Origin of the sequence: Litoribrevibacter albus, assembly GCF_030159995.1 — a bacterium.
GTDB classification, from domain to species: domain Bacteria; phylum Pseudomonadota; class Gammaproteobacteria; order Pseudomonadales; family Litoribrevibacteraceae; genus Litoribrevibacter; species Litoribrevibacter albus.
The window spans coordinates 556,433-582,322 of record NZ_BSNM01000003.1 but is presented as its reverse complement, the minus strand read 5'-3'; the positions used below and the strand labels follow the sequence as shown (position 1 = coordinate 582,322).

Here is a 25,890-nt window from a genome sequence, read left to right as displayed (position 1 = left end):
AAAATAAGACAACTACGCCAGTAAATAGGAATACATAGATTATGAAGAAAATAGCCTTACTGATGTCATTAACACTCTATATCAGTGTGGCGGCTAGCTCCGAAACACAGCCTGATTGCCCTATGAACATCCAGCCACTAAACCTCAGCGGGAAAGCAGCTTCGTATGAAAATTTTGATCACGAAAAAGCCGAGCACCTTGTCAGGTTTGATAACGGCGACTTACTGCTTGTCCGGTATAACTCAGTTTGCGAGCTTGGAATCGATATCACCTTTTTGAGCGAAAAAGGGTTGAATGACAGAGAAAGCCGTAAGAACACAGCAGCTTGGTTGATCTCACTGTTTAGAAATTATGAAGAATTTAACCAGTACATTGATCAAGCACTTCAAAACAGCCCTGTGCTTGAGAACCAAAGCTTCTTGTTATCTATTCCTGACGAATACAGCGATGAAGAACACATCGTTAGTTTGACAGACATCTCCGTCTCCGACGGCTTCCAATCTGCATTGTTTAAGCATGTGATGACATATAGTTGGTTGCCGCCGTCCGATGGATAGTTATGCTCTGCCCCTACTCGGAGAACATATGAACAATCAATCCTCGAATCCATGCTTTATCAGAATTGACTGATATTCGCCTGACGCCTTCAGTTCTCTAAGCCCAGCATTAAAGTCAACTAGACGTTGTTCATGGCCTTTGGAGCGTTTTGAAAAGACTAGGTATTGGTATTTAGTTTCTAAAGGCGGCTCCAACCATTCCAACGTTCGCTCTAGGTGCGGAAACTTACTGCGAATCAAGTATTGGGCTACCCACTTGTCGATGAGAGCCAAATCAAAGCGCTCAGCATCTAACTTCAGTAAATTTTGATCATCTACCCCCGCTGCCTCAATCTGTAGGTTTGCTTCTTTAAAGCCAGGAGGATTGGAGTAACCTCTCACAGTGCCAATGGTGTAAGGAGTCAAATCAGAAAGCGTTTTAAAGCGGATATGTTTGTTTTTCTTCTTATAAAGCCCAATCAGATTTGGAGGAAGGGGATCAGAAAAAACAAACAATTGTTCACGCTGCTGCGTATGCCAAAGAGCGATAATGCCATCAATACTACCCAACTGCCCTTCCTTAAGAGTCCTCGCGAACGGCATAAATGTCACGGTGGTTGTATACCCAACCTTTTTAAAAGCCTCCACGACAATTTCAGTTGTTACTCCGCCACTCGGAAGGTGTTCACTAAAAAACGGTGGGTACTCAGATGACCCTAGCACCACATTTTTCTCTACCGATATCGCTGGCGCAGCAAAAACCAACATTAGGCATGCCAAACACCATGCTCTCGATTTACGAATCATCTTCCTCACCTGCTCTTTTGACTAGTTGAAGCTTTGAACAATTCACTCTGAAAGCAGAACAAAGTAACTATAGCTGAGATGGCAAGAGTGGCTTTTTTAGTGTGCGGGGATTATGAGGGTTTGGGCCAACCAGACTTCTAACCCATTGATTTAAAAATTCTATGACAACACATTGGCTGCTGTATAAAGGAATGTATACAAAAAAACCAAGATCGCTACGACGAACAGTTGTATCGCATCCTTTTTAGGCTCATAGAAAAATGCAAAGATACTCAATACCACTGAAATAAAAGATACGAACACCCCCCAAAAAACTACGTTTCTAAAATATCCAGATGCAACTATCAACGCTGAAAAATTACCAAAATACTTTACATAAGAGGCGTACATTACTGCGGTAACAACACATAAGGACCAAATTAAAAGCAAGAAAAAACCGAACAACGCCACGTTGTTATGCTTTGTTGATTTCACGATATATCCCTTAAGAACAATAGCAACCTATATGCACATTTATAGTGTCAAAATAAGCCAGTAAATAATTGAAAGGAAAGCCAAATCAGTTTCTATCTACTCTGACCCCGTTGATTCTAATGAGATTTAAGCTTTACGTGGTTTGGGCATGAGATTGGCCTTGGTTAGTTACAAATACTATCGGCCGATCTTCTTAGGATGGATGTCCGAGGTTTTTTTCATAACTGCTTTGCTAAACCCCATCCAAAACACGAACCCTCAATATTTCACGCTCATCAAAGTGCTGAGCTCTTAATTCTTCGATCAATCGCGATTTTTCTACATCCGAATACGACCCCGCTTGCAGATGTTTCAACTCTAATCGGTAGTCATCCAGGCGTGTTTGCCATACTTTTCTTTCTTCATCGAGCGCTTTTAACCGTTCAGCCACTTCCTGTCCCAGTTGCTGCTCCCGATATAAGTTCACATCGTCTTCACTCAAACCTTCGGCTCGCATAGCTTTAATTTTGGTACGAACCTCTGACAACTGATTGGCTTCACTGTACGATTGAACTACTTCAAAAGATGTATTTTGATTCAGCATCTCCAGCTGTTGAGATTTCATCTCTTCAGACAGCGAGCTATCTTGAAGTATCTCGACTTTACTGATCATATAATCGTCGTACTGGTCCTCTTTAGAATAAAATGCAGCAATGACCTCTTCAGAAAAATAGTCCGATCTTGAATCCCGAACAGCTTGTTTAATTTCTTTGATTAACGACATATCAGTCGAACCGGATACAGCCACTCGATCGGCGTATTGATTCTTAATTACACCTATATTGTTTCTGTATTGAAGATAGTTTTCTAATAAAGCCATTCCTTGATGGTAAGCCGTGTCGCCCAGCTGGGATTTAAACTCATATTCAATACGAGCAATGATATTCTCGATAGGTTCTTCACCCATAGCCATTAAATAAAACTCAATGACACGCTTTACTCTCTGATCAACGACCAGGTTACCATCTTGATCTTCCTCCAATGCGGCTGGTTTTGGCGCACCTATAAGTGAACCTGGTAAGTTTTCATAAAATGCAACATCAGGCTTTTCGCTCTGCTGGCTACCATCCACTAATGCACTTATAAATGCAGGATCAACCGTTTGCTCTTTGATTACTCTCTTTAATTTTGGCTCTTCGTTGCTTACATCTTCTACCTCGGATACGTTGTAAGGTAATGAGTCATCTTCGCCCAATAAGAAAACGACACCGGCCAACACAAAAAAGCACAGAATAAGCGCAGAAGAAATAACCTGATAAAAACGATTCATAAGTTACACCTTAATAGGCTTATAAATTCAGACAAAGTGAGGCACAAGTATGTGCCTCAATTTGTCTACCCCAATAAAACTGTCGAGCCATTAAAGTCCGGCAGACTTTAGTCGACGAGCCTGAGAAGAATAAATTGGTAACGGCGCTGATGACCAAAGGCCACCCAATCCAAAGAAACCGTTAATTTCGTCACCATGGTTCAAAGTGTAATCGTCACGAATTACATCCCCCATGTGCGATGAACAACGTTCAACCAAACCATCGTTCGCTTGACCACTGTGTAATGCATTGGCCAGTGCCAACACACCGTCTAACGGGTCCAGTACATTCGAATCCACAATCGCATTGTAAGTACCACTCCAAGAATAATAACGAACCCCATTAACCTGATGTTGACCGTCATTCACAGAGTAATCTTTAACCCAGTTTGGCCACCACCATGAGCCAGCATTATAAGATGGCGTATCCTTACATGAACCAGAACGGACACCTTGTGGGTATTTGGCGGTATACTCTGACGCGCCCTCTTCATTCAAAGCTTTGATTGCACCAATAGCATTAGACTCTTGACTCGGATCACCAGACACTAACGCAATCATGCTGCCGATGGCGTTTCCTATGGCTATCGCAGGGCCTTCCAGAACAGTCTCATTAAACAGATTCCCTACTTTACTTCCATAATGAGGGCTGCCAATAGACGTCACCGACGCGACCAAATCAGGTCTTACCGCAGCAACGTATCGTGAAGTTGTCCCACCTTGCGAATGGCCCATAAGGTTCACTTTTTCGGCACCTGTCGCCGCCAAAACGTCTTGAATGTACGCTAAAAGTTCTTCACCTCTCGCTTCATCACTGTCCCAGCCCGTAATCTGAGGTGTGTAAACCTGTGTTGCCCCCACACCACTCAATTCACCTTTGACGCCATAAAAGTAGTCCCCTAGAACAGAATCAAAGCCTGAAAGACCATGAACGAGCACAATAGGATACTTAACTGCTCCGGAAGAATCAGCCATCGCTGTCGTACTGGTTACTGTTGAGCCAAAAGCTGCGCCCACCAAAGAAAGAGACACCATGAGTTTTTTTATTTTTGTTTTCATAAATTGTTTACCTTAAATAAGGATATTGCTAGTGATGAGGTAATTTCCTCAAAATGGCAGGTTCTAATCTTGAAATAACAACAACAGAAGTTATAAAACATCAATTAAAACAACCACCTACCTGACCTAGTGCATTTATTATTGTTTTTACACCAAGTGCCGAGTTACACAGAACGCTGTTTAAGGTTTATTCAATCCAGAGTTAATTAGATTAGTGACGTTGAAAGCCATTAACACTGACACATCAGGCCACACAGGAACAAATAAAGACAATCGACAAAAGGGTCATCTGCTGACCCCACCTAAATGGGTAGGAAACAGGAGTCAATCAAAGACAGCCACTTTAAGAAAATACCCAGACCATCACGTAAGAACTCACAGACCTTTGCAACAAATATCAATACAGACTGCTAATAACCAGAAACTCTCGTCAAAACGCAGATCACAGACACAACAAAACCTCAATCATCGCCGAGTAGATAAGTTTTTGAGTTTATTAAATCAGGTCGTTCTGACGCGTTGATATCCAAGCAGCTGACCGACCAACTTTATCCTGTCAGAGTCGCCAGCAAAGGTTTTGTACGACGTTTCAAAGCTCTGAGATAGTCTCAGCCATTCTTGTTGATCAAGACTGAGTCGATCGAGTATTGGTGGCAGTGTATTTGATAAAGCCCCGCATTTATCCTCCCTCACAATTCGACCAGTCCAATCAACCAGTGCAAGATAATCCGTTAGCGGAACAGGCAGACCTTTCTTTTGCTCGTTATTTGGATAACCCGTAAACGGCAGCAATTCTTTCACCTGATTTTTAGACGGGTTTGGTTCTTGGGTTTTGACTGCTGTTTGGTAGCGTTTCTTAATAGAAGTATGATCGGAATGCTCCGGCGTTCTAGCTATCTTAGCTCGCACAGGGTTGAGATCCACATACGCCATGCAAGCCAAGAGTGCTTTTTCATCGAGTAATGCTTGGGATTTGAAGCGACCTTCCCAGAATCGGCCACTGCATTGATCTTCCCTATTCGCTTCTCTGGCAATGGCTTCGTTCAACACCCGCATGAACCAGCTGATATCTTGCAAGCGTTCACGCCACTTAGTGATTTGGAGACCCAGCGTGATCTTTTCGCCCTCAGTTAATTCCTGATGCTTTAGAAATTTCGTAGAAACAAGCGAGCCACGAAACAACTTATGCCACCGCTCTGCCACCTCATAATCCGTCCAGTTCTTAGCCTGCTCTGCATCCACATACAACACCACGTGATAATGGTTAGACATGATGGCGTAGGCGGCAATATCAATGGCAAAGATGGCTGGAAGTGAGAGTAACTTGTTCTCTAGCCAGCCTCGGCGATGCTCGTAACTCTTGCCAGTTAAGTCATCCAGGCCGCAAAGAAAGGCTCGTCGAACGCAGCGTGAAACACAATGATAGTAAGGCGTGGCATCTAGCGATATTTGGGCTTTGCGTGGCTTAGGCATGAGATTGGCCTTGGATAGTGAAGACGAACAAACTGTATATAAATACAGTTTAAGATACTATCGGCCAATCTTCTTACGTTGGATGTCCGAGGTTTTCCGTGAAGATGAACAAACTGTATATAAATACAGCATCGAGTACTATCGGCCAATCTTCTTAGGGTGGATGTCCGAGGTTTTCTGCAGTCGGCAAGTGACACAATGAAAGATTACATCTTTTACACAGTATTTTTGATCACTTGGGTGCAAGGAAACTTTTTAATGTATAAAGTTGAAAGTTTGAAAAAAAAATTAAATCTAAAAGAGAATAATGAATAAACTACTTAATTGCTTCATTTCTGCATTTGTACTTTTAAGTGCAAATGCAGCTCTTAGCTCAGAGCTTGAATGTGACCTTTCTAGTTTTGAAGGTTATAAGCAATCATCTTTAGCTTACACACCAACCTCTTTTAAAAAAGCAGAAGTTAATTTTCAGGATCAAGCTATTCTTTGGAATATTAAAACCTATCAAATACCTCTAGACTCAGCATCTAGTCTATGGAATGGCAGTAATGATTCTTATGAAAAAAAGCAGGTTATCGATACGGTTTACAGAAACTTCAGGTTTAAAACTCTAGAAGAGCTTCTATTTGTTAAAACCAAGTTGGAGAGTGCTACAGAAGAATCGCACTTTGGTTTAGAAGGTAAAGAATACTTAATATCTACGATATACGATGATAGGCCAGATACAGTAAGTAAATATATGCTTTGGATCTCGTCAGATGAAAGAAACATATATTTTATTTCTGTTGTTGGAGCCCTTTTAGATGAAGAAGGGGGACACAGCATGAAGGACGAACTGCAAAACAACTTTAATAAGTTCATGGATAGCTGTACTGTTAAAACATATAAGCTGCCAAATCCAAAACAATACGACTAATCAAAGGCTCGTCACTTTAAAAATTACCGCCTCGGCGAGGCTCGTAACTCTTGCCTGTTAAGTCATCCAGACCGCAAAGAAAGGCTCGTCGAACACAGCATGAGACACAATGATAGAAAGGCGTGGCATCTAGCGATATTTGCGCTTTGCGTGGCTTAGGCATGAGATTGGCCTTAGATAGTGAAGACATGAAACTGTATATAAATACAGTTAAAAACACTATCGGCCAATCTTCTTACATTGGATGTCCGAGGTTTTGCGTACGAGGTTTTGCGTAAAATCCACTCACTTTCCGTCGTCCCACGAATTTAGAAAATCGGCAAGGACGTCACCATGACAGGCTTGTGGCTTACAAAAGCAGCCCAAACGCTTTCCTGCTAACTTGAATACTTCAGACTTTTCCTTATTTGGGAATTTTTCGAAATCAAAGTCATACTTGTATTTTCGAATAACTTCATCACGATCATCGCCTTCCTCATACATAGAGTAAGGGTTTCCCCAATAGGATCCCCTTCCGATATACTCGTAACTCGGTGTACTTTTATCTGATTGGTATTCCGTTTCGGTTTTAATATTTATAACCCGAGTTATTGAAATCCCAATAACCCTTAATGGCTTCCCACTTTCTTTTAGCTGCGCCGTTTCTTCCATGAACTCCTCACCATCATCAAAAACAATGGCATGAGTTATATCTTTGGTAGTCCAGCCAGCGAACTCCTTATTTGTTATGTATTCAGATGATTCATCACAGAGCCTTGCAATCAAACCGTTTGGATCAGATGGGTACACCAATGTGACAGCGCCAAGACTCGAGGTTATTTTCATAATTTTTCTCGAGAATTTCGAATAGCAGTTAAAGAGCTTCGGATAAAGAACTAGTACGGTAGCCATTAGAATAAATGCTTAACTTTTAAATCTAAGTCTGAATGTTGATTAAGGTATTCCACTACAAGCCTTCTATGGCAGAGGTGTGGTTCATGTTCACTACATAACAAACAACCATGATCAAGCAAGGCTGGCTTTATAGACCGCTCTATATTTCTCTGCCCCATCAAGTTCATAAATTTATCCGTGTACACTTCCCAAGACATATCACCTTTCTTGTAGGCATTTAATATATGTTTAGTTGGGGCTAGTTCAGGTGAGTGCACGTAATCTGCACCGCAAAGTTCATTTAAAAAGAATTTCAAGTCATCCCTTTTAGCAAAACCAGCCAGTTGAGACACGTTATTTAAACGAACATCGATTAGTGTTTTAACATTCGATAACTTTAAAAAATTAAAAAATGTTTCAGCATTTTTTTTTGTAAAACCGATCGTATAGATATCCATGTAAGACCTTAAAAAATTGTGGCTACTAGCTTGTAGCAATATCCTTGATATTCTTCACCTAAGCTAATACAAAGAATACCGTTTAATTCACGCTGCTCCCGCACAATATCGTCAAATCTTGGATCGGTAACAGCTAAATCGTAGCTACTCCCATTGTAGTCAAATGAAGCTCGCCTTTTCCCATCACCATTAGTGTACAAATTGAGATTATCAACCTGTATGAGATAAAGGGATTGATCAATATTGTAAAGACCCATAGTAATCAGACTATGCTGCACTCTATTATCATGGCCCCATAGATCGTCAGGAGTGTCGAGATGAGCCGCTAACTCAGCTTCGCCAATCGAATAGTTTTGGCGCCACAAGTTACCATCGATCAGATAATTTTCTGGTTGATGTGAAAGAGGAACATGCTGCGAAAAACCCATTCTAATCTTTTGAAGAGGCCTAACACCAAAAGTGCCATAGGGGTTTTGATATTTAGCTTGTTCATGGCTTAATTCGGCTCCATTTGCATTAGAAACCGGGCGAATCCAACTACCTGTGTTTGTGCACTTTCCAGCAACGCAATGCTGCCCATGTTTAACAGAGTTTGCGAGTACAATAATTTCTGCTTGAGTCATAGTACATCCTTGTTTCGTGATTAGTGGCGCTTAACAGTTAACCGACGAAAAAACTCCATAATTCAAACACAGAACTAATCCGCCCCTCTACCATCCCAAAAGGTTGGTTTTAAATCGATCCATTCCAACCCAAATAACTTAGATAGTCAATTACCTTGAATAACAGGTAATTAGTGCCCACAAAAAACGGCGCCCGAGGGCGCCGTCATATCAACATCAAAAGCATCCAAACTTACTTATGCTTTTCAAATGCCTCGTTCTCATGCTTAACAATGTAGCTAATCAAGCCCACTACGATGCCTGCTGTGCCAAGGGCAAACAGCACAAGCGCCGCTGGGTTGTCAGCAAAAGTGAAGTAAGCGGAGACGTTTTCCCACGTTGAAATTGATGTACCCATGATTAAGCTCCTTGTGGTGATAGGCCGTCGTGTGATTGACCAGCCAGTTTGTTTGGTACGTCGCTGTCTGCTGTTGCAGGTACGTTTGCTTCCGGGTATGGCTTAGCCAGGATTTCAACTTCATCGATACCGATGTCTTCACACGCTTCCGGTACACGTAGCATGTTCAGTTTTTTCAGTGCGAAGGAGATGCCGTAGCCAGGGATGAAGCCAAGTAGCGCCATAATCACCGCCGCCGTTGCCTGACCCATGAAGGTAATATCAGGTGCGCCGTTTACGTTTGGTGTGCCGCCTGCGAATACGCCCACTAGCGCTACTGCAACTACACCGGTAAAGCCGTGAACCGCTACTGCGCCGACTGCATCGTCGATGCCCATTTTTTCCAGGAATTTCGCAAATTGAACCGCTGCCACACCCATCACAACTGCGATGATAAAGGCCAAGCTTGGGCTGTACAGATCCAGACCAGCCGCCACAGAGATGATGCCAACCAGACCGCCAGACATTGTCCAGAACGGGTCACGGGTCGCTATGTAGCAGCCAATCACGCCACCGGCAAAGCCCATTAGGGTGTTGAATGCGAAGGCAGATAAGTTCGTTGGTGTGTTGTAGATGGTTGTCCAACCGGTTTCACCACCATTAAAGATGATGCAGCCGCCAAGGAAGCCGAAGAAACCAAAGATGATCATCATCAAACCAATCAGCGTCATAGGTAAGCTGTGTGGTGCGATGGTTTGTGCCACGCCATTGATGAATTTACCTTTACGCGCGCCCAGGTTGATCAGCACACCCAAGGTGAAGAAGCCTGCGACTGCGTGAACCACACCCGATGCACCTACGTCATGGTAACCAAGATCAGTCAGCAACCAACCGTCCGGGTGCCAGCCCCAGGCACCGGCCAAAATCCAGATCGCACTGCCTAAGAAGACGGTCAAAATCAGGAAGGCGCTGACTCGGATACGCTCGATCACCGCACCAGACAGAATCGACCCAGTGGTGGCACCAAACAGCGCAAACGCAGCCCAGAAAATACCCGTGCCCATGTCTTGAACATCTGGGCCCATGCTTTGCGACCAAGGCAAGGCCGCTGCGGCATCAACAGGTACAAAGCCATTCGGGAAGGCGTTGTAAATCCACCAGCCGAACAAATAGAAAGTCGGGATAATCACCGCCAACGCCAGGATGTTTTTAATCCCTGCGGCCAGCGCGTTTTTACTTCGGGATGCGCCCATTTCATAGGCTAGGAAGCCTGCGTGGATCATCATCATGATGGCGGTACACCACCAGTAGAACACCTCGACATTCATTGCCTGGTGCATTTCGAAGGTCGCCTGCTGCATTTGCAACGCAGCCTGTAACGACTCCAGGGTTGGAGTTTCTGTAGCCATAAGCTAGTTTCCTCGTGCTAGTTTTTATGTGAAATAGTTGTTTTTTTCTATTGCTCGTAACGATAAAGGTCATCCGTCATCGCCAGTGCTTAATCACTGACTAGGAAGTTCTTTTCGTTGGCGGTCTTAGTGCCGCTTTCCAAGCCTGTCTGTTCTGAGTGTTCTGAGTGTTCTGATTGAGTTATCTGTGTTGATTGAGAATCCAAGATCAGATCGCCCTCTTCCGAGCGGTCTTTTAATTTCACCCCGGACAGTTTCAACTGACGGGATTCCTTCAATAAATACATGGCTTTTCGAACGGCATCTGGGTAATCCAGCCCGGCTTTACGCACGTTTGAAATGCAGTTGCGGGCAGCATCGGTCAACCCTACTTTGGGTGCCCAGGTCAGGTATAAGCCCAAACTGTCGGGTGAGCTAAGCCCTGGGCGTTCACCCACCAAGAGCAAGACGCATCGAGCATGGAGTAACGCCCCTACTTCATCGCCCACGGCCACCCGACCTTGTTGAACGATGGTGATCGGTGCGAGATTCCAGGGCTGCGTATCCGCCTCCAATGCCGCATAGAGTTCGGTTAAAAACGGGGCGGTGTTCTGTTGAATGGCTAATGAAGACAGGCCATCCACCACAACCACCGCCAAATCGTAGGCTTCCTGAGTCGAAGCCGTTGAAAATTGAGAGCCATGTTTGCTTAAAACCGAAATGGAATGTTTGTTTAAAACCGAGGTGGAATGTTCCTTTAAAACCGAAATCGAGTGATCATCCAACCGACGGCCTAAATCCGGGCGCTGCAAATAAACAGAACGATCCTCCGCCTGGCTGTGCAACAACACGGCCTGCTCCGGGCTTTGAAGTACACCACTGGCGCACAATGATTGAGTGAGGTCATCTGTATCCAGAGGCAAATGCACTGCATCCTGAGCTTGCGCGTGCGCTAACTGAAATTCCAATAAGTGCTTGGTGGGAATGCTGACACCGGATCGACCTAAGCCAATGCGCGCGTCGGTAAAGTCCCGTAATTTGCGCCACGGGTTTTCAATGACACTGTTTTTTTCTGAAGCGTTCTCGCCGGTATTTTTAGCCGGGTGATCAATGACGTTTTTCATGCTCATTCTCCCGATGCCTTGTTGTTAGACGCGACATTCAGCAAGGGCTTGGCAAAGGCTGAAGGCAATTCGTCGTTCAGACGGCAACGGTCAACATCAGAGAAGATCTGCATCTCTTCTAACCAACGTTCGAATTCCGGCGCAGGTTTGAGGTTCAGCACCCGACGTGCGTATAAAGCATCGTGAAACGAGGTGGTTTGGTAGTTGAGCATGATGTCGTCAGAACCGGGAATACCCATGATGAAGGTGCAACCTGCAACGCCCAATAAGGTCAGCAGGTTGTCCATGTCGTTTTGATCCGCTTGGGCGTGGTTGGTGTAACACACATCGCACCCCATCGGCACACCGAGTAACTTGCCGCAGAAGTGATCTTCAAGACCGGCTCGAATGATCTCTTTTCCGTCGAACAAGTACTCGGGACCAATGAAGCCCACCACGGTATTGACCAGTAAAGGCTCAAATTTTCTGGCCACCGCGTAGGCGCGCGCTTCGCAGGTCTGTTGATCCAACCCGTGATGCGCATTTGCGGAGAGCGAGCTTCCTTGCCCGGTTTCGAAGTACATGACGTTCTTTCCAATAGCACCGTTGCTTCCAGAGCAAGTGCTATCAGAGCCAACACCAACCGTACCCCGATTCAGTGACAGCGCAGCATCGTGCGCTTCTTGTAAGGTATTGAGGTTAAAGCCAAAGCTGCTATTGGTCGCTTCGGTGCCACCGATGGACTGAAACACCAAGTCGACCGGCGCGCCCTGCTCTATGGCTTCCATCGTATTGGTTACATGGGTTAGAACACAGGATTGCGTAGGAATCTGGTATTTCTGGATCACCTCATCCATCAGATTCATCAGCTTGATGGCTTGCGCCACATTATCGGTGGCCGGATTAATGCCAATCACCGCATCACCGTTGCCATAGAGCAAGCCATCCAACATGCTCGCCGCAATGCCAGTAACATCGTCGGTTGGGTGGTTCGGTTGCAACCGCGTAGAAAAACGCCCTTCCAGTCCTATCGTATTTCTAAATGCGGTCACCACCCGACACTTCTGCGCCACCATGATTAAATCCTGATTACGCATGAGCTTGCTCACCGCCGCCGCCATTTCTGGGGTGATGGCATTACGGACACTGGCAAGCACCTCTGGCGTGGCCTCATCACTCAACAGCCAATTTCGAAAATCGCCAACGGTGAGATGCGAAATTGTGCCAAAGGCTGTTTTATCGTGATCATCCAGAATCAAACGAGTTACTTCGTCCTCTTCGTACGGCACCAAGGCTTCATTTAAGAAAGTTTTCAATGGCACGTCTGCCAACGCCATTTGTGCCATAACACGTTCTTCCGCCGACTCTGCGGCAACACCTGCAAGACGATCTCCCGAACGTGCCTGTGTCGCTTTGGCCATTAACTCTGCCAGGTTCTTAAAGTGAACCGTCTGACTGCCCAGAGTAAACCGATACTGACTCATACCCTTACCTCGTAACCTACTTTCTATTCCTTGATTGGTTCGTTTCCAAAACCACCATAAAACGCGAGATGACATACTTTTATTACAGCGTATGAATCTCACCTTGCTGTGTTTTATGTAACCTGCATTTGAACCTTCCGATGAACGCTGAGTGAAGTTTTCATGGTGAGTGCCTGACCTCACTTCACCCAACGCTTAGAGGAATGGGCAACCTCTGTCATCGGACGTCCAAAAAATCAAACTTCGGAATAGCTTTTGCTCTTTACCAAGGTAACAACAACCGATTTTTTGAGTTAACGAATTTTGGCAAATCTAAAAACTCTTTATTGAACAACCATTTAGTCAAGATATTTGCCAAGATTTGTCATCACGTATGTGACTATGGAGCCACCGAATGAAGCCAGCACACGAGGCATTTGCACCAAATAAGAGCACCCACCCCATACTTACGGAAGCCTACGATGCAGACGAACACGCCCAAAACCTGACTAATTGGCAACAGCAGTACGACCAAGTCAGTGGCGGTGGCTTTTACGGAAGCATCGCTGAACTGGCCTTACCACAACTGCAAGTTTTTAAAGAGCACACCAGCCATGCACTCAGACAAACCTGCAATGTTTGGTCGGATTCCATTTGGTTGGGATTGCCAGAAAACGGTCATAAGGTCAGCCGGATTAATGGCCTTGAGATCAAAGACGAACATGTAATGTGTCGTCCGGGTGATACAGAGTTTGAGCTGATCACGCCAGAAGATTTCAACATCTTTGGCATAGTGATTACTCAACAAGCATTGCAGGCGGTGGCAGACATTCAGGGGCTAGAATTGAACTGGTTAGACTTGGTGCAACACGGACGATTGGCCGTACCAAGAAAAACCCTTTACCACATCCGCTATGTTCTGAATCGGATGCTGAATGAAGATCACAACGCCACACCCAGCAAAGTACTGAATGACATGGTGATGATGTCAGTGCTTGAAGTACTGAAACAGGAAAGCCATGAAACGCCCGTGCTGCCGAGCTTTCAGCGCCGTAAAGCCGTGGTTGATAAAGTGAAAGCCTTTGTGGAATCTCACCCAGACAGCCCAGTAACCGTGACCGAGCTGTGCGAGTTCGCCAACGTCAGCCGCCGAACCCTCCAATACTCCTTTACCTCTGTGTTGGGAATCAGCCCTGTGCAGTTTATTCGAGCGAGTCGTTTGAATGGCGTGCGTCGTGCCCTGCATCAAAATCAGTTCAAGCCAGTAGCTGATCGGGAATCCATCTCTGATATTGCCAGCCAATGGGGCTTCTGGCATTTGAGCCAGTTCGCCAAGGACTACAAGCAATTATTTGGGGAACGCCCTTCGGAGACGCTTCAACGTTAGCTTCAGCAGATTAAAAAATCTAAATCTCTGAAAGATCATTACGTAAAGTGTAGAGTATCTCTTCGTAATTATTTAATCGCGCTTCTTTATCTTTAAGGTCTTCTTCTAGCTGAGCTACTGTCGCTTTCAGGTCTTTGGTTAGGCTCGGAATGAATTGTTCTTCCTCTTTAACCATTTTCTGTAAGATTAAACCAATACTGGTTTCGAGCTCTCTCGCTATGTCTTTCAGTAACACCCCAACCACACGGCTTTGTTCATTGCGTAATTGATTAATCTCATCATCCTCTACTTGAGCAGAAGTGAACTGCTCCCTCACGGTTTGAATATGGTGATCCATATCTAACTGAACAGCGGGGATGGTAATGCGCTCAATGGCATTACTTAAAGGCAATAGAATATTTTCGGGATCAAAAGAATCGTCCGAAAAGTCTAATAACCCTCTAACACACTCTTTAATATCTTTTCTGAATAGCGCTAAGTTGACGGCATTCAAGCTGGCTTTAAACAAAGCCTTAGATGAGTCAATAACAAAAGATTCAAGCTTATCAACTGCTTCATTTACATTGGCATAGCTGTAATTAACCGTTCGATAATGGGTGGTGTATTCAGTTCTAGTCGCGCGCCAAGACCAAGGTTTATACCATGTACTATCACTGACCTCATGAGAGGTCTCATAGCTTTCTTGTCTTGATCCAGTCTGTGATTCAACACGCTTAACACCTTGAGCATCTTGTTGAATCTCTGCTAAAAGTGATCTGAGCTTTTTTTCTGCACTGATACGATATTTCTCAAATGTGGCTTTGACTCTTACCTCGCCCGATTCAAGCTTCTTAATATGCTCTGCTTGTTTTTGTGATAGAGATTCGATATCCCCTTCTTCTAGGAGCTTCTTTTTCTGCTCAACATCTTGTTTTATTTGAGTCAGAAGAGATCGAGCCCCCGTCATAGAGCCTTCGATTAACCCTTCAAGCCGACTGGAAAGAATTTCTTCCTTTTTATCTCGCACTTCATTCACTTGAGTTTCAACACGCGAAATATTAGCCAGCACTTCTAATATTTCAGCAGTGAATTCAAAACCTTCAAATGTACTATTAATCTGCTTAAGAGTATGTGCTTCTTCCTCACTCAGTTCTTCTCCGGCTTTTAGTTTCTTGGAAATATCTAGCCAACGTGCAGAAACAAAGGTAGCCGGTAAAGAGTTTTGCAAAGTTTTCATCAGATGGCTTTGGTTACCGTTTTCCCCATCCTGTTCACAGACTTGGTTAATAGCGCCGACAGCAGCCTCATTGAGCTTCTGTGTTATAGAACGAATAGCAGTGGGTGCATCCTGATACTCATGGCACTCATCCAGTAAAACACTGTCAAAAATTGAACCTATCAGAATGATATTTTCGATGCCTTTATTTGGAATACTCTGAGCTAACAGCCTCATATCGACAACATCAAGGAATTGACCACAATAGCTAACGAACAACACCACATCGCATTGGCCGATGAAATCCTGTGTTCGTCTGCTACGGGAAACAATCGGATCATTCATTCCCGGTGTATCCACCACTTCAATATCTTTTAAGGAATCAATGCTTAATCGTAACTCTGTGCTTTTTACGAAAGCTGTGTATTTACCACTAGAACCCACGTATTCATGTAGTTTGGATACAAGATCAGATGACTGCTTCACACCGCTAATTTGCTTTGACTGACCTAAACAAGCATTAATATCAACATCCGATTGGAGTGCCATTTCTAATAACTCAATAGAAGCCTCTTCTTCATTGCTTAATGTTGGCTTAACCGGTGGACGCACGCCCTTCTCTTTCATCGTCTTCTTTCGTTCAAACTCTTGGCGTTGATGCTGATAATTCTCCATCTTTGCTTTGGCTTGTTCGGCCATCAGTTTGACTTTCTGCCACTCATCTTCGGTATAAAATTCAACCGTCGCTGAAGGCTCCTCTGCATAGCTTATTTTAGTCAGTGCAGCGGTCATAGGGGTCGCGGCTTTGGGCAGGATATCCTGACTATCAAACAATAGGCTATTAAGCAAAGATGATTTACCGCGCTTAACCTGGCCAACAATACCTATTCTTAATAGCCTGTTTTCATTCCGTGCATTTTCGGCATCGCTTAAAAAAGTACTAACCAGACTGTCTAGATTAGATAATGTATCTTGGTTTATTTGTCCTGAAAACTTCTGATACTTCTTATTTAATGATTCTAAATGGTCAAATCTAATGTTAATGCTATCCATGCCCTCTACCTCTTAACCCAACGAATTTTTCCAGAATTTAAAATATCAAAAATCGAACCATCAATTTTAGTTGAGCAAAGATCTAACTCATCGGAAGAAGGTGGACTCTTATTATCTCTATAAAAAGACGTTAGAGTCTCAACCATATTTGCTGGATCAAAACTACGTGATTGTTTTGAACAAGTAGCTCTAAACTCACCACCCGAAACATATATTTCACCCTTACTCATACTCTTCGCCGATCCTTTCAATATTTCACACCCCCAAAGCCAGTCTAAGATCCTATCTAATGACTCAGAAGAATCCAAGAATAAAGCGTCACCCAAAACATGAGAAAGTAAGTCAATAATCAGTCGTTCTACAAGCAATATATCTTTATCCGAAATTTCATATAAATAGAAATATCTCGACTCTTTAGAGTAACCAAAGCCTGAGGCATTCAGATTAAAATATATGCTACCATCTGAGCAATAGACCTTGTCATCACATCCAATTCTTATCTCTTGCCTATCTAGTTTACTTTGCAGAAATGGAAGTAATTCTTCATTAACTATTAGACTTTTTAGATCTAATTTCGGAGCAACCCCTTCGGTTATTTGTCTAAACCCTTTTTTATAGTGAGGAGAACTTTCTGGTAAATCTTTCCAACGAACATCAACTTCAGAGACATCAAGTAGCTTACTAAAGCGTTCTAAATAAAGAGCTTTTCTTAATTCTTGCGTCCGATCTAATAACTCAGAAAGATCAACCTCATAATAATCAAGCAGGTGTTTAAAGTGATCTGGGTTTAACAGGTGCGAGCTGAAATATAATGAGCTTAGCTCCCAATCTTTGTGTTTGATATGACAAAAAAGATCATAAATGTCCTCTTGAGTTGCTTTAGTAATCTCCAAGCCATCGCCAAACTTGCTCAAAAGTAACTTTTCATTCTCATGCTCTTTATCGTCGATGAAGGCCATCATCAAGGCATCAAACAAGAAGACCTGTGCAATTGGCCTTCGTTTAAAAGACGCCCAAAACGCTTCTAGCGTTTTTAGGTCAGGGGCTTTTGCAAAGTCAACAAAATCATCGTAGGTAGATATATCTATATCCAACGAACGAATCATAACTTTGAGATAATCGAGCTCAGACTGGTGAATCTCATCATCCACGTTAATAACCAACGCCAAACCATTTAGATAGAGAATGCGCTCTTCAAATGAAAGCGCTTTAGCAGGGTGGTTATCAAAAGAAAGCGAATTCTCAAGGGATTTTTCGACAATATCGAGGATATTCATTTTTTACCTGTACGCATGAGACGGAAACGACCAGAGTTTAGGACATCAATGATGTTCATATCTAAAGCAGGAGAATCTGATGAAATATATTCTCGACGTTGTGGGTTGTTATAGAATCTACCTGAATGTCCTAGAACTATCTGATTTATATTATTTCCCTGTTTAGATGGAAATTTAATATCAAAATCAGAACTCCCATATTTCCGACCATAAGAAATAACACTACCAAATATAGGTTTAAGAACCTTATTAATATCACTAGGCTTATTTACATCAATATCATTTCCAAAGAGTTTCGTTATATCCTTAATTAATTCTTCTGAATATTTTCTAGATTTACCCTCAGCATCATCACTCCTTTCCTTTAAGATTTCCGGATTGATATACAAAGCCATATTTTCCTGATCGTAAAGTAAATCCAAATCTTTTAAACTGGCATATACATTTGTGCCTGAACCTTGATAAGCAATACCATCTTCTATGCGTAACTCACCCCTATCAAGCTTTGCCTGCATAAGAGATAAATATAACTCTGAGGTAAACAGAGGTTGTTTAAGAAACTCTGTTGTAATCTCGGTTTCTTTAGGATCTAACTTACTCCCATCTAGGTAACTAATTGGTTCCCAACTGTATTGCTCAAGGTTCACTTTCCTTTGAATTGCAGCCTTCAATCTGTCCAGCCGGAACTCTCGAGCACTGGCTAATACTTCATCCATATCCAACCCATGGTAATCCAGCAGGTGCTTAAAATGATCAGGGTTCAATAAGTGGGAGCTGAAATATAAAGCACTCTCTGCCCAGTTTTTGTTTTTGATAAAACAGAACAAGTCGTAAATGTCTTTTTGTGTGCCTTTAAGAATTTCTAGTTGGTCGGCCATTTTATTCACTACGGCCATTTCTTTGTCATGAACTACTTCATCACGACGAGTCATCATCAGTGTATCAAACAAGAAAAGCTGGGCAATTGGCTTGCGACGGTAGGTTTTAAAAAAGGCTTGTATCGTGTCTTTATCAGGTTGATTAGCAAATTCAACAAGGCTTTCTAATGACGATTGGTCCATATCAAAGGATTTAATCAGTATTCGAAGATACTCTTTTTCGTCTTCATGGACTGCGCCATCAGCATTCATCACAAGGGCTAACCCCTGAAGGTATAGAAGCTGGTCTTCCAATGAAAAGTCTTTTATTGGGTGATTTTCAAATGCATCGGCCTCTTTAGTTGCATCTTCGAGAAACTCTAAAATATCCATACCATCATTCCTATTAATTACTTGTTACTGTTCGACACTAACTTTCACGACACACTTTTTGTTGTCTAATATTTGCAGCGATACCGCTGTGCCTACACATAAGCTATTCTCAATTTCCGATTGAGAGAGCACTTTATTTAATTTCTGTTTAAGTATCAGCACACTTATAGAATCGTTGTTATCTAAAGATATTTTCACGCCAACGGCACTGGCTTTCTCAATCGTACCAGGGATATTTTCAACATCGGCCATGGATGAGAGTGTTGAAATATCACCGTCAATCAAAGCATCAAAACGATGGACTTGTTGACTCTTTGATTTATGGCTTTTCTTTTTCAGGCTATTAATACTGTGCTTTTGTGGCTCTGAGGAAATATCCAGGCCTAACAATTCACATAACTCAGTAATACGCTCAATGAAAGCCTCTTGAACTTTGTTCGCTTCCATTTTCGCCCGAGTCAGCTCATCAAGCTGGCCTTTAATTTTGTTTTTAAAGTCAGTCAGGTGTTGTTTTTTCTCTTCTGACACACCCTCTTCAAAGATCAGTTCGTTAATCATGCCTTGAGTAAGTTTTAGACTTTGTTTATCCGACTCAAAGTAGCTTTGATAGTCTGCAAATATCTTTTTTGCCTGCCAATACAGTGTGGTGCTGTGTCCTTTATCACTAACGTCCTGCATAAAAGAAGAAATCACCGAAGCAGACTCCGAATACTCTTTATGCTCTGCCGACGAATAGCCCACTACATCAATATATTCTATGTCGTTGTCTTCAAGGCTTTGCTTGGTTGTTTCAATAACGCTCTGAATCTCTTTTTCCGTTTTCTTATCTGCTTTACTTAAAACACATAAAATGGGTGTATCCATATTGAGATCATAAATGAACTCAATATCTTGCTGTGGAATGGTGCCGTTCTGGATATCAATTAACCAAATAAGAAAATCAGAACACGCGAGATGTTCTTTGGCGATATTGGCATCGGTAGCGTGCTTATCTTGCGCCAGACTGTCAGCTTTACTGTAGCCCGGCGTATCTAAAAAGATTAGATTGGGATATGTGAAGCTTTCACGTTCAACCGAAATCAATTGCAACAAATGGCTAAAAGTAACATTGAAGCGTTTACTGAACGCATGACAGATTGCTTTAAGGGCCTCTTCATCTATTTGAGTTTTTTTCTTATAAAAGTTAAGCGCATAAATCGCATCATGATCACTTTTAGAAATATAAGTAGGAATAGACGTGGTCGGTGTGGTATCTGTAGGCAGCAACGAAGGGCAACCTAATACCGAATTCAAAAAACGAGATTTACCGGCACTGAACGAACCACCTACAGCCACCGTACAAGCTTTTTCAAAGAAGGGAAAACTCACGACTTCCGAGACATGCAGTAGTAATCGATTCAAATCTGCATAGGTTTGGGCGGCGTAGGTGTTATCGCTGTTTTCAGTGTGCTCTAAAAATTTCTCTTGAACTAACTCATCCAGCTCACTAACCAAAGTGGCTGCACGATTCTTTTGATTACCTTTTTCAATTAAGGATGCACAAAGCTCCAACCCTAACTCTGGGTCGGCCAGATACTTATTTTTATCTGACGGCACATGAGATTTACTTTCTGGTACTGACTTTGGCTCTGATGCCGTTTGATGGGCATTCATTAAATCTGAACAGACATTAGTCATGCTATTGCCTCACCTACACATTCTTGATCTTTCATCGCATCTATTGCCTGAAGTTGGTTTCCTGACAACTGTAGCTGATTAATTTCATTTAAGACTTCAGTATATGAGGCCACTTTAGTTTCATAATTCGCCTGATCTTCTTTCATTTGCTTGATCAATAGCTCAAGCTTTTCCTGGTGATGTTTTTGTTCATCTGAGAATGAGTTCATAACGGCTGTACGAAGGTTTTGCGCTGCTTTTCTAAGCTCCCCCTCTACAAATTGAATAACACTGGAAATAATTTGAGGTATTACTCGGTTCAGAATTTCATTGCGAAGCTGTTCTTCTTTTTCTTGAGCGTCATTGCCACCAAAGAACGTATCCCAAAGCCCTTTAAGCAATCCACTGATCACACCACCTAGCGGGCCAGCAACAGCCCAACCAATACCAGCCGCAATCACTGCCCCCTTCACAGAGAAATTACTTTTCTCTTCTTGTGGGATATTGATATTAATTCCTGCATGTCCAGTAAACTCAGCAGATACTTGCTCTAAGCTGGTTTCGAGTTTATTCATTTCTTGCTGTATTAATTCATTCAAACCGTGCTGAAGAATAGGCCTTACTATGTCAGAAACAGCCACACTTACCGTGTTCGTTCTTGCTGCATTAAGCAGCTGAGACTGAGCCTCATTCAGAGCCTGCTGCACTTGCCCAACAATCTGCTCTTTACCTTTCGAGCACAGATTCATTTCCATTTCGGATAAGCCGTTCTCAACGGATTTTTTTAAGCTCTTGAATTGTTCTTCTAACGACTGTTTTTCTTGCTCCAACTCCCCCTGATTGGATGAGGCGTATTGAATTAAACCTTCAATTTCTTTAACTTGCCTTGATTTAAGCTCATCAATGTTGGTTAAGTAGCGTTGGCCAAGTAGCTGATCGAAATTCTTTGCGGCCATATCCAATAAATTTTCAAAGTCCGATATATCAGTCTCAGCCCCTTTACTCTCTACGTGACCAATATCATTTATTTCAATGTTCAATTGAAGGGAATCTCGTAGCTCTTCAGTAAGCGCATTTAACTGGGATGGCGATCTACGGCTAGACTTGGATATCAACACAGAAATGTCTTTTCCATAGTCGTATTCGATTTCAGCCAACTGATTCATAATGGTTGCATCAAAAGGTACATTGGATGGAATCAGGCAAACGAAGCGATCACCACGCTCTAGATAACGGGAAATGGCTTTAGTATGGGCAAGACTGTTTGAGTCAAAGCCAGGCATATCAACCAGCACCGTATCAGACCGATGTTTTAGCTTTGTGTGATTTATATAGAGTTCCGCGAAATACACATCATGATCAAATGATGTTGATCTGAAGCTGTCTAATGACAGTTTGACAGAAGGTATATCCCCCATGAAATGGACAATTGCATACTCAGACTCGGAGTAACGAAGTTCAGTTGCAAAGGCAGTTTCTGGCGTGATTGCACAGCTTAAATAGTCTTTGCCTAAGAAGGCGTTAAGTAAGGTACTCTTACCCGCTGAGAACTTACCAATGATAGGTACTACAACCTTAAATGTTTCAACAGCCTCTTTTAGAAAACTAAGGTCTTTTGCTTGGGATTCATTAACGACCAATCGATCATTTACTTCGATTAGTTTGTTGAGCATAGCCAAGCATTCCGCTTGTTTACCATGGTGTGAGTGCTCCAGTAGCTCATTGTCCTTCAACGTGGTTGTCAAAACCGGTGTACGTCGATCATTCACTTTTAAGCTGTAAAGAAGCTCCAAACCAATATCTTTGGCCTTTAACTCAGTGCCTAAATCAAGAGCATAGTCTTGATTTATCTCTTGAAGCACATCGTCAAGCGCATCTTCTTCTAAAACTTCCTGAATGGCTTTTAGGGTTGGATGGGAACAGGCTTTTTTATTAACAACAGGGAACACGGATTTAACGTCTACTCTGTTAGAAAAAACCGCCAGATTTGTCTTAGACAGTAAATCACTTGGAGTGAGACTCGTATTCTTTATGCCCAAATCATCTAGGGCGTTCACATAGCGCTGTAATTCCGCATGCTGCCAATCACGCCCTGTAGCATTGTAAAAGCTGGTTGTAACTTCCATCAGAAGTTCATCTACAGGAAGTGTCTTTGGTAAGCCTCTTATTTCGTGGTACCAGTTATCAATCCAGTCTGCCCTTTCCAATCTCTCTAGGCGTTGATCATGATATGAGAACTGCTTAGCTGTTTCATCTGCTAAACGCTGAACACCCACCTTCATTAATTGAAGATTACGAATACTCTGGCTTTCCAGCAGCTTTAGATTCGCATTAATGTGGTTTACATGGGTAAACAAATAGTTGGTTTTATTCGAAAGGGACACCATCACTTCCATGGATAGCATCTGCTTTTTATTGAGTTTCTGAATCAACTGTTGATTGGCATAAATGGCTCGATTCAAATCCCAGTTTATGCCTGCTTGCTGTTTAGCTTTTGTGCCTGTAAATACCTCAGTGACTGAACTAAGTAAGCGACCAAAGACGCCTTCTTCATATTGTTCATTGATTCGCCCTTCCGTAGAAGCAAGCGTACTAATGGAAGTGAACGCTTCGTCCAGTAACTCTGAAGATGCATCCTTCATCTCATCAAGAATATCGTCGAGTTTATCATTGATTAAGTCTCTTTCTTGCTCATCCAACGAACATGACAGTTCGTCGATAACGTCCTCATAAGAGAGTTCTTCAATATTTGAGTCACTATCACTCACTCGAAGTTCTTTGGAAAGTTCTATCTGATCTTTAAAGTCGGAATTAGATTGTCCCAATTCAAAGACTGCGTCTAAATAGCGATCTTCATCATCCTGAAACGCTTTAAATTGCTCCAGAATTTTAATGACATCCTGATAACCACAATCAATAAGTTTGGCTGCATTTTCTGAAGTAAATACTAGCGGTGCTGCTAATCCCCCATCAAAGGCTCCGGTCGGAACGATATTCCAGAAGTTTATTCCAGGGTAAGCTTTTTGAACTTCTATAAGATCAGGGGTTCTTGAAAGAAAAACATTGATGATATGCGTGCAGTCATATTCTTCGATCAACACCTTGTAAGGAGTATTATCACTGTACTTACCAGGTAAGACTCCACCGTCATAATAGTTCTTACCGTTAATCTTAACCGCATCAAAAACCACGGGTATCGCCGCACTGGCCAAAAGCCACTTTTTGATAGTGCTAGAACTTTTGTCGTTCAATAAAGGATATTTCAACTCACCTTTTGGAGTACTCAATGCACATACATGAAAGGGTAAACTGTCTTCATGAATACCATCACATGCGTTACTCTCTTCAATCAATTCAGACAGGCCGGACTGATTAAAAAAACCTTCACCATTAGTAATTCTATCTATCGCCAATATGGCTTTTCCAGGAATACCAGGAACCAAAGTTTGAAGGCCCGCCTTGGCAACCTGCTTAGCCAAACTATCTTTGTTTGGTACCATAATTTTTTCAGGTGCAATATTAAGCCAGAGAGATTCAGCGGCGTCATAATCACCATTTACAAACAGTGCACCATTTAACCCACCGACAGATGTACCCGCTACGGCTTCAACATTCTTATCAATACCGAATTCTTTAAGTGCCTTCCATACACCAATCTCGTAGGCACCTTTACCGCCACCGCCTGAAAATGCTAGTCCTAGCTTTGCCATTTTTTGTTTCTTCCTTTAACACTATTCTTCTAAATATCGCTGAATATCAAGTTTTACACTTTTTGAAATCGATCCTGGCCCCACCACCCTCAAATGTGGCATCCAATACTTAATCAGCGGCACAATTTCATTGGGGTGATAAACGGTGGACTTCACTTTCAAATCACCATCTTTTAATTCCTGTTCAATTACTTGATTCGGTAATAAGTCTCTGCGTTTGAAATAATCCGCCACCTTGCTATCAACAAGAACGATCACCTCAATCTGTTGAGAGCTAATCCAAACACCATCCTGTTCCTTAATCTCTTTATTGAAGGCTTCATTCTTTTGGAAGCGACTTTGATGGATAATCAAGCAATCTATTTTGGATATTGAAAAGGACTTGATCTTGCCACCATCTACGGCCATCAAATACCAAATGCCATTGGCGTTTTTGATTTGGTAAGGGTGAATATCTGAGTAGTTTTTTTCTTTGTAGATGAACTTAATAATCTGCTGTTCTTTGATGGCAGAATTTAGTTTTTGGAAAAGAGAGCGGTACTCCTGATTATTTTCGTAGTTATACCCTTCCACGTCATAAACAGTTTCAGAACCTTGATCTAAAAGTTCTTTGATAAAGCGATTTGTTAATTCTGGGTAGAGCCCGCCAATGCCAGCATTGTTTGCTAAGCCACGAAAATCAGAAGTGGTTAGTTTCCCTAAAAGACTCGGAGTGATGTAGTAATTGTTATTAGAATCACGCTCAACATAATTAGATAAGCGTTCATTAAGGTCACGACGAATAGTACGCTGATCGACACCAAATTCTTCTGCTAACTTGGCAGTAGTAAACTTCTGACCCGAAGCCAGTTTAATAATAATTTCGACCAGTCTAGGTGCTAGCTTTTCGCCCCTAGATTCCATTGGACCGATATCCATATCGCTCATATATCTGTCTTTAAATCAGAATTCAATTCCTTTGGGTATCCATAGTTATAGTCAATGAATAGTTGACCTACAAGTTGGATAAGTGTGTTCTTTTGTATCTTCCGTATTTGCCTTTCCAGAACACCACCCTCAGAAGTTTGATTTTTAGAACTCTTCGTCAAAATATGAGTCATTAATGCCTTAGCTTTTTGCTCAGCATGACCATGCACATCGGGGTAATCTCTAAAACAAGCTGAAAACTTGATCAAAATCAAAGCTAAAGACTCTGAGCAAAGATGGATGCTAATTCTCAAGCCAAACGGATCTAGGCCATACGGCCAAGCAGCAGTAATGCATCCTTTTTTAAAGTTTCTTTCAATAGGAATGCCACCAAAAAAGTCAATTTCCCTTATAAGGGAATCAAAGATTTTCTGATGTTTAGCATCTGAACTTAATTCAAATTCTGAGATTTTTTGAAATTCCATAAACTTCGCATCCTTTGCCCCCTGATAACAATCACAGTTTTACTTATCTAGCGGACAGGTTTTGTCCCGGAGAG

Annotated in this window: 22 protein-coding genes; 3 read left to right on the top strand and 19 right to left on the bottom strand. The window is 42.4% G+C overall.

Annotated features, from left to right (window positions below; translation table 11 throughout):
- Positions 1-41: 41 nt before the first annotated feature.
- On the top strand, positions 42-557 hold the full coding sequence (locus tag QQL66_RS04325) for a hypothetical protein (RefSeq protein ID WP_284379182.1): 516 nt from the start codon (positions 42-44) through the stop codon (positions 555-557).
- A gap of 36 nt (positions 558-593) precedes the next feature.
- On the opposite strand, the gene QQL66_RS04320 is transcribed toward QQL66_RS04325, so the two are convergent.
- The 4 genes from QQL66_RS04320 to QQL66_RS04305 all read right to left on the bottom strand — a co-directional run bounded on the left by QQL66_RS04320 (position 594) and on the right by QQL66_RS04305 (position 5,697).
- On the bottom strand, positions 594-1,304 hold the full coding sequence (locus QQL66_RS04320; protein WP_284379179.1) for a substrate-binding periplasmic protein: 711 nt from the start codon (positions 1,302-1,304) through the stop codon (positions 594-596).
- A gap of 745 nt (positions 1,305-2,049) precedes the next feature.
- Positions 2,050-3,126: a lipase secretion chaperone gene (locus tag QQL66_RS04315; RefSeq protein WP_284379175.1), complete on the bottom strand. Its 1,077-nt coding sequence runs from the start codon at positions 3,124-3,126 to the stop codon at positions 2,050-2,052.
- 90 nt (positions 3,127-3,216) lie between these two features.
- Positions 3,217-4,224: an esterase/lipase family protein gene (locus QQL66_RS04310; RefSeq protein ID WP_284379173.1), complete on the bottom strand. Its 1,008-nt coding sequence runs from the start codon at positions 4,222-4,224 to the stop codon at positions 3,217-3,219.
- 501 nt (positions 4,225-4,725) lie between these two features.
- Positions 4,726-5,697 carry a transposase gene (locus QQL66_RS04305; protein WP_284379171.1) on the bottom strand — a complete coding sequence of 324 codons (972 nt, stop codon included), beginning with the start codon at positions 5,695-5,697 and terminating at the stop codon, positions 4,726-4,728.
- 307 nt (positions 5,698-6,004) lie between these two features.
- On the opposite strand from QQL66_RS04305, the gene QQL66_RS04300 reads away from it, so the two are divergent.
- Positions 6,005-6,613 carry a hypothetical protein gene (locus QQL66_RS04300; RefSeq protein WP_284379169.1) on the top strand — a complete coding sequence of 203 codons (609 nt, stop codon included), beginning with the start codon at positions 6,005-6,007 and terminating at the stop codon, positions 6,611-6,613.
- 16 nt (positions 6,614-6,629) lie between these two features.
- On the opposite strand, the gene QQL66_RS04295 is transcribed toward QQL66_RS04300, so the two are convergent.
- The 8 genes from QQL66_RS04295 to QQL66_RS04260 all read right to left on the bottom strand — a co-directional run bounded on the left by QQL66_RS04295 (position 6,630) and on the right by QQL66_RS04260 (position 12,918).
- The gene (locus QQL66_RS04295; protein WP_284379378.1) at positions 6,630-6,776 is read right to left on the bottom strand and encodes a hypothetical protein; all 147 of its coding nucleotides are present in this window, start codon (positions 6,774-6,776) and stop codon (positions 6,630-6,632) included.
- Positions 6,777-6,898: 122 nt separating this feature from the next.
- Positions 6,899-7,504 carry a DUF4326 domain-containing protein gene (locus tag QQL66_RS04290; RefSeq protein WP_431356883.1) on the bottom strand — a complete coding sequence of 202 codons (606 nt, stop codon included), beginning with the start codon at positions 7,502-7,504 and terminating at the stop codon, positions 6,899-6,901.
- The gene (locus QQL66_RS04285) at positions 7,504-7,944 is read right to left on the bottom strand and encodes a DUF488 domain-containing protein (RefSeq protein ID WP_284379166.1); all 441 of its coding nucleotides are present in this window, start codon (positions 7,942-7,944) and stop codon (positions 7,504-7,506) included. The genes QQL66_RS04290 and QQL66_RS04285 overlap by 1 nt, the downstream gene beginning before the upstream one ends.
- A gap of 8 nt (positions 7,945-7,952) precedes the next feature.
- Positions 7,953-8,567, bottom strand: coding sequence for a dual OB domain-containing protein (locus QQL66_RS04280; protein WP_284379164.1), 615 nt, complete (start codon positions 8,565-8,567; stop codon positions 7,953-7,955).
- 232 nt (positions 8,568-8,799) lie between these two features.
- Positions 8,800-8,964, bottom strand: a complete 165-nt coding sequence (locus QQL66_RS04275) for a hypothetical protein (protein WP_284379162.1) — start codon at positions 8,962-8,964, stop codon at positions 8,800-8,802.
- A 2-nt stretch (positions 8,965-8,966) separates the two neighbouring features.
- Positions 8,967-10,352 (bottom strand): ammonium transporter, encoded by a 1,386-nt coding sequence (locus QQL66_RS04270; protein WP_284379160.1) that lies wholly within the window; start codon positions 10,350-10,352, stop codon positions 8,967-8,969.
- A gap of 89 nt (positions 10,353-10,441) precedes the next feature.
- Entirely contained in the window at positions 10,442-11,455 is a 1,014-nt protein-coding gene (eutC, locus tag QQL66_RS04265; protein WP_284379156.1) for an ethanolamine ammonia-lyase subunit EutC, read from the bottom strand.
- Positions 11,456-11,457: 2 nt separating this feature from the next.
- Positions 11,458-12,918 carry an ethanolamine ammonia-lyase subunit EutB gene (locus QQL66_RS04260; RefSeq protein WP_284379153.1) on the bottom strand — a complete coding sequence of 487 codons (1,461 nt, stop codon included), beginning with the start codon at positions 12,916-12,918 and terminating at the stop codon, positions 11,458-11,460.
- A gap of 394 nt (positions 12,919-13,312) precedes the next feature.
- Here QQL66_RS04260 and QQL66_RS04255 point away from each other — a divergent pair, with 394 nt between their 5' ends.
- Positions 13,313-14,284: a helix-turn-helix domain-containing protein gene (locus tag QQL66_RS04255; RefSeq protein ID WP_284379151.1), complete on the top strand. Its 972-nt coding sequence runs from the start codon at positions 13,313-13,315 to the stop codon at positions 14,282-14,284.
- Positions 14,285-14,303: 19 nt separating this feature from the next.
- Here the strand turns inward: QQL66_RS04255 and QQL66_RS04250 are convergent, their stop codons facing one another.
- Genes QQL66_RS04250 through QQL66_RS04220 form a run of 7 tightly spaced genes read right to left on the bottom strand, consistent with a single transcriptional unit; the run spans position 14,304 to position 25,816 of the window.
- Positions 14,304-16,532: a dynamin family protein gene (locus QQL66_RS04250; RefSeq protein ID WP_284379148.1), complete on the bottom strand. Its 2,229-nt coding sequence runs from the start codon at positions 16,530-16,532 to the stop codon at positions 14,304-14,306.
- 5 nt (positions 16,533-16,537) lie between these two features.
- Positions 16,538-17,809, bottom strand: coding sequence for a hypothetical protein (locus tag QQL66_RS04245; RefSeq protein ID WP_284379145.1), 1,272 nt, complete (start codon positions 17,807-17,809; stop codon positions 16,538-16,540).
- Positions 17,806-19,059: a TerB family tellurite resistance protein gene (locus QQL66_RS04240; RefSeq protein ID WP_284379142.1), complete on the bottom strand. Its 1,254-nt coding sequence runs from the start codon at positions 19,057-19,059 to the stop codon at positions 17,806-17,808. The genes QQL66_RS04245 and QQL66_RS04240 overlap by 4 nt, the downstream gene beginning before the upstream one ends.
- A gap of 24 nt (positions 19,060-19,083) precedes the next feature.
- A complete protein-coding gene (locus QQL66_RS04235) occupies positions 19,084-20,736 on the bottom strand; it encodes a dynamin family protein (RefSeq protein ID WP_284379141.1) in 1,653 nt (550 codons plus the stop codon).
- Positions 20,733-24,425, bottom strand: a complete 3,693-nt coding sequence (locus tag QQL66_RS04230; RefSeq protein WP_284379139.1) for a patatin-like phospholipase family protein — start codon at positions 24,423-24,425, stop codon at positions 20,733-20,735. The genes QQL66_RS04235 and QQL66_RS04230 overlap by 4 nt, the downstream gene beginning before the upstream one ends.
- 21 nt (positions 24,426-24,446) lie before the next feature.
- Entirely contained in the window at positions 24,447-25,352 is a 906-nt protein-coding gene (locus QQL66_RS04225; RefSeq protein ID WP_284379136.1) for a helix-turn-helix transcriptional regulator, read from the bottom strand.
- Entirely contained in the window at positions 25,349-25,816 is a 468-nt protein-coding gene (locus QQL66_RS04220) for a hypothetical protein (RefSeq protein ID WP_284379134.1), read from the bottom strand. The genes QQL66_RS04225 and QQL66_RS04220 overlap by 4 nt, the downstream gene beginning before the upstream one ends.
- Between the last annotated feature and the right edge of the window lie 74 nt (positions 25,817-25,890).